Annotated in this window: 13 protein-coding genes; 6 read left to right on the plus strand and 7 right to left on the minus strand. The window is 67.8% G+C overall.

The features are described 5' to 3' along the window. The coding region (locus ACOJTB_RS00615) for an amino acid kinase family protein (RefSeq protein ID WP_465248394.1) at positions 1 to 573 on the minus strand (573 nt) is incomplete at its 3' end. 138 nt (positions 574 to 711) lie between these two features. Between ACOJTB_RS00615 and ubiG the strand changes: the two genes are divergently transcribed. Further along, positions 712 to 1,467: a bifunctional 2-polyprenyl-6-hydroxyphenol methylase/3-demethylubiquinol 3-O-methyltransferase UbiG gene (gene ubiG / locus ACOJTB_RS00620; RefSeq protein ID WP_420100574.1), complete on the plus strand. Its 756-nt coding sequence runs from the start codon at positions 712 to 714 to the stop codon at positions 1,465 to 1,467. 10 nt (positions 1,468 to 1,477) lie between these two features. Here the strand turns inward: ubiG and ACOJTB_RS00625 are convergent, their stop codons facing one another. Then, entirely contained in the window at positions 1,478 to 1,780 is a 303-nt protein-coding gene (locus ACOJTB_RS00625; protein WP_420100575.1) for a hypothetical protein, read from the minus strand. Between the two features lie 201 nt (positions 1,781 to 1,981). Between ACOJTB_RS00625 and ccrA the strand changes: the two genes are divergently transcribed. From ccrA to ACOJTB_RS00640, 3 genes are all read left to right on the plus strand, one after another. Continuing rightward, positions 1,982 to 3,250, plus strand: a complete 1,269-nt coding sequence (gene ccrA / locus ACOJTB_RS00630) for a crotonyl-CoA carboxylase/reductase (protein WP_420100576.1) — start codon at positions 1,982 to 1,984, stop codon at positions 3,248 to 3,250. 128 nt (positions 3,251 to 3,378) lie between these two features. Continuing rightward, a complete protein-coding gene (locus tag ACOJTB_RS00635) occupies positions 3,379 to 4,257 on the plus strand; it encodes a DMT family transporter (RefSeq protein ID WP_420100577.1) in 879 nt (292 codons plus the stop codon). Between the two features lie 116 nt (positions 4,258 to 4,373). Beyond that, positions 4,374 to 6,050 carry an acyl-CoA dehydrogenase family protein gene (locus ACOJTB_RS00640; RefSeq protein WP_420100578.1) on the plus strand — a complete coding sequence of 559 codons (1,677 nt, stop codon included), beginning with the start codon at positions 4,374 to 4,376 and terminating at the stop codon, positions 6,048 to 6,050. 3 nt (positions 6,051 to 6,053) lie between these two features. On the opposite strand, the gene ACOJTB_RS00645 is transcribed toward ACOJTB_RS00640, so the two are convergent. From ACOJTB_RS00645 to ACOJTB_RS00655, 3 genes are read right to left on the minus strand one after another with little or no spacing between them, the layout of a single operon-like run. Beyond that, complete coding sequence (locus ACOJTB_RS00645; RefSeq protein ID WP_420100579.1) at positions 6,054 to 6,389, minus strand: DUF6968 family protein; 336 nt, start codon at positions 6,387 to 6,389, stop codon at positions 6,054 to 6,056. A 4-nt stretch (positions 6,390 to 6,393) separates the two neighbouring features. Then, the gene (locus ACOJTB_RS00650; RefSeq protein ID WP_420100580.1) at positions 6,394 to 7,032 is read right to left on the minus strand and encodes a hypothetical protein; all 639 of its coding nucleotides are present in this window, start codon (positions 7,030 to 7,032) and stop codon (positions 6,394 to 6,396) included. Between the two features lie 59 nt (positions 7,033 to 7,091). Next, complete coding sequence (locus ACOJTB_RS00655; protein WP_420100581.1) at positions 7,092 to 7,640, minus strand: cytochrome b; 549 nt, start codon at positions 7,638 to 7,640, stop codon at positions 7,092 to 7,094. A 180-nt stretch (positions 7,641 to 7,820) separates the two neighbouring features. On the opposite strand from ACOJTB_RS00655, the gene ACOJTB_RS00660 reads away from it, so the two are divergent. After that, positions 7,821 to 8,549, plus strand: a complete 729-nt coding sequence (locus tag ACOJTB_RS00660; protein ID WP_420100582.1) for an SIMPL domain-containing protein — start codon at positions 7,821 to 7,823, stop codon at positions 8,547 to 8,549. Positions 8,550 to 8,629: 80 nt separating this feature from the next. Here ACOJTB_RS00660 and ACOJTB_RS00665 read toward each other — a convergent pair whose 3' ends face one another. After that, positions 8,630 to 10,597: a bifunctional 2',3'-cyclic-nucleotide 2'-phosphodiesterase/3'-nucleotidase gene (locus ACOJTB_RS00665; RefSeq protein ID WP_420100583.1), complete on the minus strand. Its 1,968-nt coding sequence runs from the start codon at positions 10,595 to 10,597 to the stop codon at positions 8,630 to 8,632. A 178-nt stretch (positions 10,598 to 10,775) separates the two neighbouring features. Continuing rightward, the gene (locus tag ACOJTB_RS00670; protein WP_420100584.1) at positions 10,776 to 11,624 is read right to left on the minus strand and encodes an HTD2 family dehydratase; all 849 of its coding nucleotides are present in this window, start codon (positions 11,622 to 11,624) and stop codon (positions 10,776 to 10,778) included. A 238-nt stretch (positions 11,625 to 11,862) separates the two neighbouring features. On the opposite strand from ACOJTB_RS00670, the gene ACOJTB_RS00675 reads away from it, so the two are divergent. Then, positions 11,863 to 13,296: an aldehyde dehydrogenase family protein gene (locus ACOJTB_RS00675; protein ID WP_420100585.1), complete on the plus strand. Its 1,434-nt coding sequence runs from the start codon at positions 11,863 to 11,865 to the stop codon at positions 13,294 to 13,296. Positions 13,297 to 13,327: the final 31 nt, after the last annotated feature.

A 13,327-nucleotide genomic window follows, 5' to 3' on the forward strand; every position in this document is an offset into this window, starting at 1 on the left:
CGCCTTCGGCACCACGCGCGGATCGGTGGTGTAGACGCCGTCGACATCGGTGTAGATGTCGCAGCGATCGGCCTTGAGGCCCGCCGCCAGCGCGACCGCGCTGGTGTCGGAGCCGCCACGCCCGAGCGTGACGATGCGGCGCGACTCGGCATGGACGCCCTGGAAGCCGGAGCAGACCGCGACCTCGCGATTGCGGTCGAAGCCGGCGATGATGCCCGAGCCGTCGACATCGACGATGCGCGAGGAGCCATGCGCGTCCGTGCCGTAGAGCGGAATCTGCCAGCCCTGCCAGGAGCGGGCCGGGATGCCCATTTCCTTGAGCACGATCGCCATCAGGCCTGACGTCACCTGCTCGCCGGAGGCCACGACGGTGTCGTACTCGGCCTGGTCGTAGAGAGGGGACGCCTCCTTGCACCAGCCGACGAGCTCGTTCGTCTTGCCGGACATGGCCGAGACCACGACCGCGACGTCGTGGCCCGCGTCGAATTCCCGTTTCACATGGCGGGCCGCGTTCTTGATCCGCTCCACGGTGGCGACCGAGGTGCCGCCGAATTTCATCACCAGACGGGCCATGATGGCTTTCTGACTCTCGGATAGAAGGCCCCGGCAGGGGCCGGGGCGAAACGTCGCCCTCGCGCGGCGCGCGGGGCGGGTGTAGATGACGGGCGCCGGGCGCGGTGTCAATGCGCGCCTACTGAGGAAGGAAGCGATATGGCGGCGGCTGGCACAGGCGAAGGCTCGACGATCGACGCGGCGGAAGTCGCGCGTTTCGAGGCGCTGGCCCGCGACTGGTGGGATGTGAAGGGCCCCATGGCGGTGCTTCACAAGTTCAATCCCGTCCGCCTCGGTTTCGTGCGGGACGAGGCCTGCGCGCGGTTCGGCCGCGACCCGAAGCGCCTGCGCGCGTTGGAAGGGCTGAGCGTCGTCGATATCGGCTGCGGCGGCGGCGTGTTGTGCGAGCCTCTGGCGCGGCTGGGCGCGCAGGTGACGGGCCTCGACCCGGCGCCGACCAATATCGCCGTTGCCCGCGCCCATGCGCAGGAGAGCGGGCTGGAGATCGATTATCGCCAGGAGACGATCGAGGCGGTGGTCGCAGGCGGCGCCAGGTTCGACATCGTTCTGGCGATGGAGGTGGTCGAGCATGTCGCCGATGTCGAGGCCTTCGTCGGCGCCTGCTGCGCGGCGGTGAAGCCGGATGGGCTGCTGGTCATGGCAACCATCAACCGCACGCTGAAATCCTATGCGCTGGCGATCGTGGGCGCCGAATATGTGCTGCGCTGGCTGCCGCGCGGCACGCATGACTGGGCGAAATTCGTGACGCCGCAGGAGTTGGAGGACGCGATCGGCCGCCGGGGTCTGGCCATCGGCAGCCGCACCGGCGTGGTCTTCAACCCGCTCACCGGCGGCTGGAGCGCGGCGCGGGACATGGACGTCAATTACATGCTAGCGGCCGCGCCCGCCCGGTAAAACCGGCCGGTCACGGCACCGTCATCGCCAGCACGAGCACCAGCAGCAGGCCGCTGGCGGTGGCGACGGAGGCCTTGATTACCGAGGGGTCGAAGCGCGTCGGAACGCCGAAGCGGTGCCACAGCCACGCACCGGCGAAGGCGCCGATCAGCATGATGATCGTATTCATCACCGTGCCGAACGCGGCCTGGCCGAGCAGCAGGTCGCAGATCCAGCCGAACAGCAAACCGCCCAGCACGAGGATCGCCGTCACCAGGATCATGGACAGCAGCGGCAGGCTGGGAAGCCCGATCATCGTGAAGACGGCTTGCATGGCGGTCACCGTAAAGCGGATGCTGCATCATGAGCGGCGTTGTTAAACGATCTGCGAAGTCAATGGGCGAATTGTCGAGGCTTCCCGCAGTGCGGCGTCGTTCCTTCGGCCAATGGCGCGGTGCAGCATAACATGCCTCAATCGCCGCCCAATCCGCCGCCGCGATCCGCGCGAGACGAGGCGGGCCAAAGGGAGACGACGATGCCGCAGCCGCAGCCCGCCCCCATGCTCAAGGATCTTTATGAACTGGGCGAGTTGCCGCCGCTCGGTCATGTCCCCGCGACGATGTATGCCTGGGCCATCCGCCGCGAGCGCCACGGCGCGCCGCAGGAGAGCTTCCAGGTCGAGGTGGTGCCCACCTGGTCGATCGGCGAGGAGGAGGTGCTGCTCCTCGTGATGGCGGGCGGCGTCAATTACAACGGCATCTGGGCGGGTCTCGGCCAGCCGATCTCGCCCTTCGACGTCCACAAGGCGCCGTTCCATGTCGCCGGGTCCGACGCCTCCGGCATCGTCTGGGCCGTGGGCTCCAAGGTGAAGCGCTGGAAGGTCGGCGACGAGGTCATCGTTCACTGCAATCAGGACGATGGCGACGACGAGGAGTGCAATGGCGGCGATCCGATGTTCTCGTCCAGCCAGCGGATCTGGGGTTACGAGACGCCGGACGGCTCCTTCGCGCAGTTCTGCCGCGTGCAGTCCCGCCAGCTGATGCTAAAGCCCAGGCACCTCTCCTGGGAGGAGGCGGCCTGCTACACGCTGACGCTGGCCACCGCCTACCGCATGCTGTTCGGCCATGCCCCGCACACCATCAAGCCCGGCGACAATGTGCTGGTCTGGGGCGCCTCGGGCGGTCTGGGCGTCTTCGGCGTGCAGCTCTGCGCCGCCTCCGGCGCCAACGCCATCGGCGTGATCTCGGACGAAACCAAGCGCGATTACGTGCTCGGCCTCGGCGCCAAGGGCGTGATCAACCGCAAGGACTTCAACTGCTGGGGCCAGATGCCCAAGGTCAATTCGCCGGAATATGCCGAGTGGACCAAGGAAGCGCGCAAATTCGGCAAGGCGATCTGGGATATCACCGGCAAGAAGGATGTCGACATCGTCTTCGAGCATCCGGGCGAGGCAACCTTCCCGGTTTCCTGCCTCGTCGCCAAGCGCGGCGGCATGGTGGTGTTCTGTGCCGGCACCTCCGGCTTCAACATCACCTTCGACGCCCGCTATGTCTGGATGCGCCAGAAGCGCGTCCAGGGCTCGCATTTCGCCCATCTGAAGCAGGCGAGCGCCGCCAACCAGTTTGTTATCGACCGGCGGATCGACCCCTGCATGTCCGAGGTCTTCCCCTGGGACAAGATCCCGCTCGCCCACCACAAGATGTGGAAGAACGAGCATGCGCCGGGCAACATGTCCGTCCTCGTCTACGCCCCGCGCACGGGCCTGCGAACCTATGAGGATGTGGTGGAGGCTCTCGGCGGCTGAGGTCGCCGTGAAGTTCGCCCATTCGGCCGGATCCCCTGCGCAGGACATGGCGCTTGCGCGCCGACGCCCTGTCCCAGGCGGCGCAGGGCGGCTAGACAGGCCCGCTTCCGATCGTCGAGCGGGCCATCATGCCGCCAGTTCTCCTTCGCGCCATGCCGCTGGTCTTCACCTTCCTCTGGTCGACGGGGTGGGTCGTCGCCGGCTATTCGGCACGCTACGCCGATGCGCTGACCTTCCTGTTCGTGCGCTTCAGCCTGGCCGCGATGCTGCTGGCGGGGCTCGCGCTCGCCAGTGGCGCGCCCTGGCCGCGCGGCTGGCGCGCGGTGTTCGACATCGCGATCACCGGCATCCTCCTGCACGGGCTCTATCTGGCCGGCGTCTGGTGGGCGGTGCGGCACGGCCTGCCGGCCGGAATCTCGGGCCTGATCGCCGGGCTCCAGCCGATCCTGACCGCGCTGTTCGCACCGCTGTTCCTCGGCGAGCGCATCTCGCCGATCCGCTGGCTCGGCATCGCCTGCGGCTTTCTCGGCATCGCGCTGGTTCTGGAGCCGCAGCTCGCCAACGTCCCGCCGGCCGCGCTGCTCGGCGTGGCGGTGCCGATGCTGGTCAATGTCGCCGGCATGTTCGCGGTGACGTTCGGCTCGTTCTACCAGAAGGCGAGAGTGGTTTCAGGCGATCTGCGAACAATGACGGCGATCCAATATGTCGCCGCCGCCCTCGTCGTGCTGCCGCTGGCTCTCGCGCTGGAGCCGATGCGGATCGAGTGGAACCTGACCATGGCACTTGTGCTGGCCTGGTCTGTCATCGTGCTCTCGATCGGCGGGATCTGGCTCTACCTGCTGATGATCCGCAAGGGCGAGGTCTCGCGCATCGTCACCTTCCTTTATCTGGTGCCGGCGTTGGTGGCGGTCGAGGCCTGGCTGCTCTTCGGCGAAAGCCTGACAGGGCTGCAGATGGCAGGAATGGCCGTGACGGTGCTCGGCGTCGCCCTCGCCAGCCGGAAATAGCCGTCGATCCGCCGAGCGGGTGTCTCGGCGCGCAAAGCATGTCTCCTCGCCGAAAGGCTGATTTCGGTTTCCCGTCTCCCATGGCTATGCTGCGCCGCAATAAGGGAGGACGACCGATGAACGCCCACGCCCAGGCCCCGACGAACGCCGTAACGAGGATCGCGGCGGCGCTTCCCTCCCTCGAAGCCCTGCTGTCGGCGGCGACTGCCGCCGTGCGCGGAAAGGTGCTGGAGGAGGGCCGCATCTCCTCGGCGCGGCTCGAGGCCGAGCAGCACGCGGCCCATGGTCTGGCCTGGCTCGCGACCTATGTCACGGCGCTGCGGGAACTGGCCGCCTATGGCGCAAGGCTGGAATCGGAAGGCCGCTATGGCGCCATCGAGGACAATGCCCTGCGCATCGGCGCCGGCGAGTATGCCGCGCAGATCTTCGGCGGCATTCCGATGAGCCAGGGCGAAATCGTCCGCCTGCCGGCGCTCGGCCTGTCGGCTGCCGCAATCGCGACAGCGCGCGACGAGGCTGTCGAGGCTCTGATCGCCGAAGGGAATTCGCCCGAGAACCGCGCCCGCTTCGTCGCCCTGTTCAGCCAGAGCGACGGCGCGACCAGCGTCGGCGATCCCGGTCTCGACGAAACGCTGGAGGCGATCCGATCGGAGATGCGCCGCTTCTGCGCGGCAGAAGTGACGCCGCATGCCCATGAGTGGCACCTCGCCAACGACTACATCCCGATGCCGGTGGTGGAGAAGATGGCGGAGCTCGGCGTCTTCGGCCTCACCATCCCCGAGGAGTTCGGCGGCATGGGGCTTACCAAGGTCTCGATGTGCGTGGTCTCCGAGGAGTTATCGCGCGGCTATATCGGCGTCGGCTCGCTCGGCACCCGCTCGGAGATCGCGGCCGAGCTGATCCTGTGCGGCGGCACGCCCGAGCAGAAGGAAAAATGGCTCCCGAAGCTCGCCTCCGGCGAGATCCTGCCCACCGCCGTCTTCACCGAGCCCAATACCGGCTCCGATCTCGCCTCCCTGCGCACCAAGGCCGTGAAGGAAGGCGAGGGGGCCGATGCCTTCTGGAAGGTCCATGGCAACAAGACCTGGATCACCCATCCCGTCCGCGCCGACATCATGACGCTGCTGGTCCGCACCGACCCCGCCGAGAGCGGCTATAAGGGCCTGTCGATGCTCATCGCCGAAAAGCCGCGCGGCACCGATGCCGAGCCGTTCCCGGTCGCGGGTCTGACGGGCGGCGAGATCGAGGTCCTCGGCTATCGCGGCATGAAGGAATACGAGCTCGCCTTCGACGGTTTCGCGGTGAAGGCCGAGAACCTGCTCGGCGGCGTACCCGGTCAGGGCTTCAAGCAACTGATGCAGACCTTCGAGGCCGCGCGCATTCAGACGGCGGCGCGCGCCGTCGGCGTCGCGCAATCGGCCTTCGATCTGGGGCTGCGCTATGCGCAGGAGCGTATCCAGTTCGGCAAGCCTCTGATCGCCTTCCCCCGCGTTGCCGACAAGCTGGCGATGATGGCGGCCGAGATTCTGATCGCCCGGCAGCTCACCTATTTCGCCGCCCGTGAAAAGGATGCCGAGCGCCGCTGCGATCTGGAAGCCGGCATGGCCAAGCTGCTCGGCGCCCGCGTGGCCTGGGCAGCGGCCGACAACGCCCTGCAGATCCACGGAGGCAATGGCTTCGCGCTCGAATACCCGGTGAGCCGCGTGCTCTGCGATGCCCGGATCCTCAACATCTTCGAGGGTGCGGCGGAGATTCAGGCGCAGGTCATCGCGCGCCGGCTGGTTGAGGGGTGAGGCTCAGCCGAAGAAGCGGGCGTCGTCGCCGATGAGCAGGTCGCGGATGGTGTTTGGGACGGGAAACCCGTAGCCATGGCCGGGTTTTTCCCAGAAGAGATTCCCGGAGCGATGCGCATCGCTGGTGTAGATCAGGGCTCCGATCGTCCTGAACGTCAGCTCGACAGCTTGGATGGCGTCGACACCATAGACGGTTCCACTTTCTCCACCGTCGGGCCAGCGGATGTCATAGCGGCAGCCCCAGTCGCCGCCCGAAGCAAAAGACTCTCCGACGATGACGGCGACTTTGACGTCGCCTTCATCTGCGGCATAGGTCAGCTCTCGTATCAGCGCAGCCAAGCCGTCACTCCGGCCAGCCAAGCGTGATCTGCCCGACGCGCGGCCTGACCGCGCGCATGGCGGGCGCGTTCGAGGCGAAGAGCTTGTCGCCGGCTACCTTGGTCAGCGCCGCTTCCTTGGCTTTATCGTCCGGGCCGAAGCGCAGCGACAGGCTGCAGCCGCCCTCCGGCGTGTCGAGCCTCCCGCCCTTCCAGCCGGCAGCATAGCCGCCCATGTCCCATTCGAAGCCGTAAAGCTGGAAAGCTTTGCCGTTGGCGGCCTCCACGGCGGCGAGGTCGGAGCCGATGCCGATCGTCGTGCCCGGCTGCCCCGGCACGGCGACGCGCCAGCCGGACGGATCGCGCAGGATGATCGAGCTGGGGCGCCGTCGCTTGGCCGTGTCGTGCCAGAGCACCTCGATGCGCCGCTTGTCGTCGCCGCCGAAGATGATGTTGCCCTTCTCGGTCGCGCCTTCGGCAGTGTCGATATCCTCGCGTTTCACATTCGCCTTGCCGAAGGCGGCGATCAAAGTCGCCTCGCTCGCATCCTTCGCGAAAGGGCCGGTGCAGCCGATCAAGGGCGGGGCAGGGGCCGCCGTCTGTGCGAGCGCGGGCTGCGTTGCAGCCAGCGCCAAGCCCAAGGCCGCCCCAGAAAATCGAACCATCGCGCCGCTCCCTGTCTGACGGGCAGGCTACGGCGCCGCGAGGCGTCGCGGCAAGCGGTTCAACGTCCCGGCAGCATCCGCCTCAGCGTGTCGTCCTTGCGGATGAGATGGTGCCAGAGCGCCGCCAGCGCATGCAGGCCCGCCAGCCCGACCAGCGCGAAGGCGGCCCATTCATGCCATTCACGGATCGGCCGCGTGATCTCGCGCGGCTCCTGCGCCTGGAAGGCGGGGATGGTGAACAGCCCGAAATCGAAGCTCTGCCCGCGGCGGATCGAATAGACCAGCCCGATCACCGGCACGAGCGCCATCAGCAGATAGAGCGCGCCATGGCCGAGCTTGGCCGCGCTGGCCAGCAGGGCGGAGGATGCCACCGGCACCGGCGGGCGATGCGCGAGGCGCCAGATCAGCCGCAGCGCCACCAGCAGCAGAATGGCGATGCCGAGCCCCTTGTGCAGCTCGATCATCGTCAGCTTCCAGCTGCGCGGAAAGTCGTCGATCGTCAGCCCGAGGGCAAAAACGATGAGGATGAGCGCCGCCATGCTCCAGTGCAGCGCGCGCGCCACCCGGTCGTAGTGGGCGCCGCTCGAAGGCAGGGACATGTCGGTCATGGGAATATCTCTCAGATTGGAGTTATTCTAATCTATGGCAATCCCCGTCGCGGCAAAAGTGAATTCGCCGTCATGTTGCGAGGCTGGCGCGTGCGATCTCGCGAGGGCGATAATTTCGCCCACTTCCTCGGTCGTTCTGCGGCGAGCGGCCGGTCGGGCCGTCGGACAACAGGAGCCACGATGACATTGCCCTTCCTTCCCGCTTCTGCGTGTGCCGCGCTGATCGCCGTCGCCGGGCTGCCGGCCCTGGCGCAGGAGGCGGCCCCGCGCCGCGACCTGCCGCGCATCACCGTGTCGGGCGAGGGCGAGGTCGCGGTGGCGCCCGACATGGCGATCGTCAACCTCAGCGTCGTGCGGGAGGCCGACACCGCCAAGGCGGCGCTCGCCGCCAACAGCACGGCGATGAAGCAGGTGCTCGACGCGCTGAAGGGGGCGGGCATCGCCGACCGCGATGTCCAGACCACGAATTTCAGCATCATGCCGCGCTATCAGCAGCCGCCGCGCGACAAGCCGCAGGACCCGAAGATCATCGGCTATGCGGTGAGCAACGAGGTCACGGTCCGCCTGCGCAAGCTCGACGAGGCCGGCGGTCTGATCGACAAGGTGGTCGGCCTTGGCGTCAACCAGGGCGGCGGCATCAACTTCGTCAAGGAGGACCTCAAGGCCGTCATGACCGAGGCACGCAAGAGGGCCGTCGCCGATGCGATCGAAAAGGCCCGCACGCTCGCCGAGGCCGCGGGGGCGAAGCTCGGCCCCGTCCTCGCGATCAACGAGGGCGGGGGCCCGTCGCGGCCGCTGCCTTATGCGGCCGCGCCGATGCGGATGGCGGCCGAAAAGGCCGTGCCGCTGGCCAGCGGCGAAAACACCTACCAGACGCAGGTCAACATGGTGTTCGAGATCGAGCGCTGAACGGACTGCGAGCTCTCATCCTGAGGAGGCCCGCAAGGGCCGTCTCGAAGGATGAAGGCGGAAACCCCGATGCCGGCGGCTCAGCCCGTGAGCCGCCATTTCGCGAAGCCGCCGCCGCCATCGCCCGCCGGCTCCGCCTTCAGCCCTACGGGGCGCCGGCCCGCCGCGGCCGGAGAGGTCAGGAAGGTGACGTTGAGGCCGGGCGGCAGCGGCGCCAGCGCCCAGTTGTCGTCCGCCTTCGGCTCGACGGTCTTCTTCTCGAGGATGTAGCGCACCACGACGTCGCGGTTGAGGTCCGGCGCTTCCAGCACCACCGTCGTCTTCGTGCCCGGGAAATTGCCGCCGCCCGAGGCGCGGTAATTATTGGTCACCACGAGGAAGGAGGCGGCCTCGTCGACCGGCTTGCCGCCGAAGGCGAGGTCGCGAATGCGATGCGCCTCCGGCGCGACCAGCTTTCCGTCGGCGTCGTAGCGCGAAGGCTGCGTCACATCGATGCGATAGGTCACGCCGTCGATCACGTCGAAATTGAAGGAGGGGAAGCCGGCGTCGATCAGCGGCTGCTCGTCCTGCCGGGCAGGATCGATCCGGTTGAAGATGCCGGCGGATCGTTCCAGCCATTCGCGCACCTGCGCGCCGGTCACTTTCACGATCTGCACGGTGTTGGGGTAGAGATAGATGTCCGCCACGTTCTTCAGCGCCAGCGGCCCGGCGGGAATGTCCGTGAAATAGCCAGGCCCGGCCCGCCCGCCCACCTTGAAAGGCGCAGCCGCCGACAGGATCGGCAGATCCTTCCACTGCGTCTGGGCCATGAGCGGCTTCGCATAGGCGATCTGCGCCTCGGCCACGATCTGCACCGAGGCATCGTCCCGCACCAGCGCAAAGAAAGAGTCGATCGGCGAAGCGGTGGCGCCGACCGGCTCGCGCATATAGGTCAGCGTCGCCTCGTGATCTGCCTTCACGGACGCGAGCACCGCCCCGTCCGCCGCTGCCTTGGGCACGACCTTGCGGTCGGGCGTGCGCTCGAAGATCGGCTTGGGATCGACCTTGAAGTCGGCGACGCGCCAGCGCTCGCCATTGCGCTCGAGCTCGAGATCGACGATGCCGAGATGGGAGCCCCAGAAGCCGGGCTGGCAGGCCGGCTTGCCGTTCAGCGAGCCGCGCGCATTGTCCACGCCTGGAATGCCGTCGAAAGCCTTGCCGCCGGGAAACACCAGATGCTGGTGGCCGGTGAGGATCACGTCGATGCCGGCAATGCGGGAGAGATGCAGCGCCGCATTCTCCTCCATGCCGCGATACTCGCCGCCCGCGATGCCGGAATGGCAGAGCGCGACGACGAGGTCGGGCGAGGCGTCGAGCAGATCGGGCATGTGCTTTTCGGCCGCCGCGACGATGTCCAGCGTCGTCACCTTGCCTTCGAGGTTGGCCTTGTCCCACTGCATGATCTGCGGCGGCACGAAGCCGATCACGCCGATCTGGAGGACATGGCGATTGCCCGCCTCGTCTTCGAAGCTCTGCTCGAACAGCCGCCAGGCATCGCAGAGATTGCCGCCGCCGACCCGCTCGACATTGCAGCAGACGATCGGAAACTCGATCTTGCCCAGCGCGTGATCGAGAAATTCGAGACCGTGATTGAATTCGTGATTGCCCAGCGTCCCGCACAGATAGGGCAGGGTGTTCATCGCGGCGATCATCGGATGGGTTTCACCGGCCTTCAGCCCCTTCTTGTAGGCGACATAGTCGCCCAGCGAAGAGCCCTGCAGGAAATCGCCATTGTCGAAGAGCAGGCTGTTCTTCGCCTCCGCCTGTGCCGCCTTGATCAGGCTCGCCGTCTTGGCGAGGCCCACCGTGTCGTCAGGTCCGTCGCGGAAGTAATCGTAAGGCACCACGTTGACGTGGAGATCGGTCGTCTCCAGCACGCGCAGCTTGAGCCGCGCGGCGGCCGGTTTCGCCTGGGCGCGCAGTTCGCCCGGCAGCAGCGCAGCTCCCGCAGCCAGCGCGGCACCCCACTTCAGCGTGTCGCGGCGACTGATGCGGCGATCCTTGGGCATGGCGACGTCTCCGGCGGGTGTTGGTCTTCGACGAGGCTGCGGATGCGCCCGCATTGCGGCAGCCGGATGACGGCGGGGGCGGAGCAACGCCGCCATGACGGCGCCCCTGTTTTCCGCGACATCCGGCGTGCAGGCAAGGGCGTCCGGCACAGGCCCCGCCTTCGGGGCCCGCGGCAGGTCAGGGCAGGGGGCGGCCGCTCGCCTGCATATGCACTTGGCCCGCGGCGCTTTCCGTCCAGGCGCTGACAGAGCCGTCGGCGAGCCGCGCCGCCCTGATCCAGAGGGGCGTCCCGGCCATCAGCGGGGCGAGCCCGCGATAATCCATGGCGATGCGGCCCGTGCCGGCGGCGGCGGCGATGATGTTGGCCAGCAGAGTCGCCTGGATCGGCCCATGGACGACGAGCCCGGCATAGCCTTCGACGCCCGTGACATAGGGGTGGTCGTAATGGATGCGGTGGCTATTGAAGCTCAGCGCCGAATACCGGAACAGCAGCACCGGATCGGTTTCGATGCGCCATTCCAGGTCGAAGGCCGGCGAAGGGGCAGGGGCGGGTGCGGGCTGGCCGGGGGAGCCCGGGCGGGGCGCCTCGCGATAGACGATGTCGTGCCGCTCGCGGATGGCCGTGCCGCGCCCGGTCGAAAACTCGTGATGGACCGCGACGAAGCAGAGCGGGCCGCTGCGTCCCTGCTTGGTTTCGATCGCCCCGATTTGCGAGCGCCGCACCACCTCGTCGCCGGATCGCAGCGGCGCCAGCCACTCGACATGCCCGCCGGCCCACATCCGGCGCGGCAGCGGCACCGGCGGCAGGAACCCGCCCTTGGCGGCGTGCCCGTCCGGCCCCGTGGCGTCGAGCGGCACGATCGGCGGCGCCAGGCACCAGTGCAGCGCCAGCGGCGCCTCGTCCGGCCCAGCCGCGGCGAGCCTGTCGCCGAAGGTCGCGCGGAAGCTCGCCAGCAATCGAGGGGTGACGATGTCGCTCGCCTCCTCGCTCCGGCCGGTCCATTGCGCGAGATGATCGAGATCCATGGGTGCTCCCAGACATGGGCACCGGCGCCCGCCGCCCAGAGGGGAGCAAGCCGCGCCGCCCTGTCAAATCGGCCCGCGCTTTCGGGCAGGCTTTGCTGCCGGCGTGGCGTGGAGGGGCCTTGCGCTCAGCGCACTTGCGCGGTGGCTTCTCTGCGGTCAGCGTGCCGGCCAATCCGTCCGGGACCGGCACCATCGGCGCTGCGCCGGCGGAACGGCCCTTCGGCCTCGGGAGCGAAACATGAATCGACATTTCATCAATGGCCGCTATGTCGCTGGCCAGACGGGCGAAACCCTCGCCAAGCTCGACCCCGCGACGGGCGAGGAATTCGCCCGCATCGCCTGCGGCAACGCGGCCGATATCGACGCTGCGGTCACGGCGGCGCGCGCCGCCTTCGACGGCGCCTGGGGCCGGCTGACGGCGGCCGAACGTGGCCGGCTGATCGCCAAGCTCGCTTTCAAGGTTCAGGATCATTTCGACGAACTGGCGGGGCTCGAAGCCCGCGACACCGGCAAGCCGATGAGCCAGGCCCGCGCCGATATCGACGCCACCATCCGCTATTTCGAGTTCTATGGCGGTGCGGCCGACAAGGTCCACGGCCATGTCATCCCCTTCCTGAACGGCTATCACGTCAGCGTCGTCCACGAGCCGCATGGCGTCACCGGCCATATCCTGCCGTGGAACTATCCGGCGCAGATGATCGGTCGCTCGCTCACCGCCTCGCTAGCCATGGGCAATGCGGTGGTGCTGAAGCCGGCCGAGGACGCCTGCGCCACCGCCTTCCGCCTCGCGGAACTCGCCAGCGAGGTCGGCTTTCCCGATGGCGCGATCAACATCGTGGCGGGCAGGGGGCATGAGGCCGGCGCGGCGCTCTCGGCCCATCCGGGCATCGGCTTCATGTCCTTCACCGGCTCGCCCGAGGTCGGCAAGATGGTGCAGCACGCCTGCGCCGAGCATCTCATCCCCTGCACGCTGGAACTGGGCGGCAAATCGCCCCAGATCGTTTTCGAGGACGCCGATATCGAGGCTTTCGTCCCGATCGCCTGCAAGGCCATCGTCCAGAACACCGGGCAGACCTGCTCGGCCGGCAGCCGCCTGCTGATCCAGCAGTCGATCTATGACGATGTCGTCGCCGAGGTCGCCAAGGCCTTCTCGAAGCTGCAGGCCGGCAGCCCGGAGATGGACCTCGATTGCGGCCCGGTGATCAACGCCAAGCAGCGCAGCCGCGTGCAGAGCTTCGTGCAGCAGAGCCGCGAGGCCGGCATTCCCGTGCTGGCCGAGGGCAGGATCGCGCAGGGCGTGCCCAATGGCGGCTTTTATGTGCAGCCGACGCTGTTCGGCCCGGTGCCGCGCGGCAACCGGCTGGAGCAGGAGGAGGTCTTCGGCCCCGTGCTCGGCACCTTCCCGTTCCAGGATGAGGAGGACGCGATCAAGCTCGCCAACAGCACCGATTACGGCCTCGTCGCCGCTGTCTGGACCAAGGATGGCGGGCGCCAGCAGCGCGTCGCCAAGCGCGTCCGCGCCGGCCAGGTCTTCATCAACGGCTATGGCGCCGGCGGCGGCATCGAATTGCCCTTCGGCGGCACCGGCAAGAGCGGCCATGGCCGCGAGAAGGGCTTCATCGCGCTGGAGGAATTCGCGGTGACGAAGACCATCGTGCACAAGCACGGGTGAGCGGAGCGCCTGTCATTCCGGGGCGCCCGCA

Origin of the sequence: Allobosea sp., from assembly GCF_048595345.1 — a bacterium.
Taxonomy (GTDB): Bacteria; Pseudomonadota; Alphaproteobacteria; order Rhizobiales; family Beijerinckiaceae; genus Allobosea.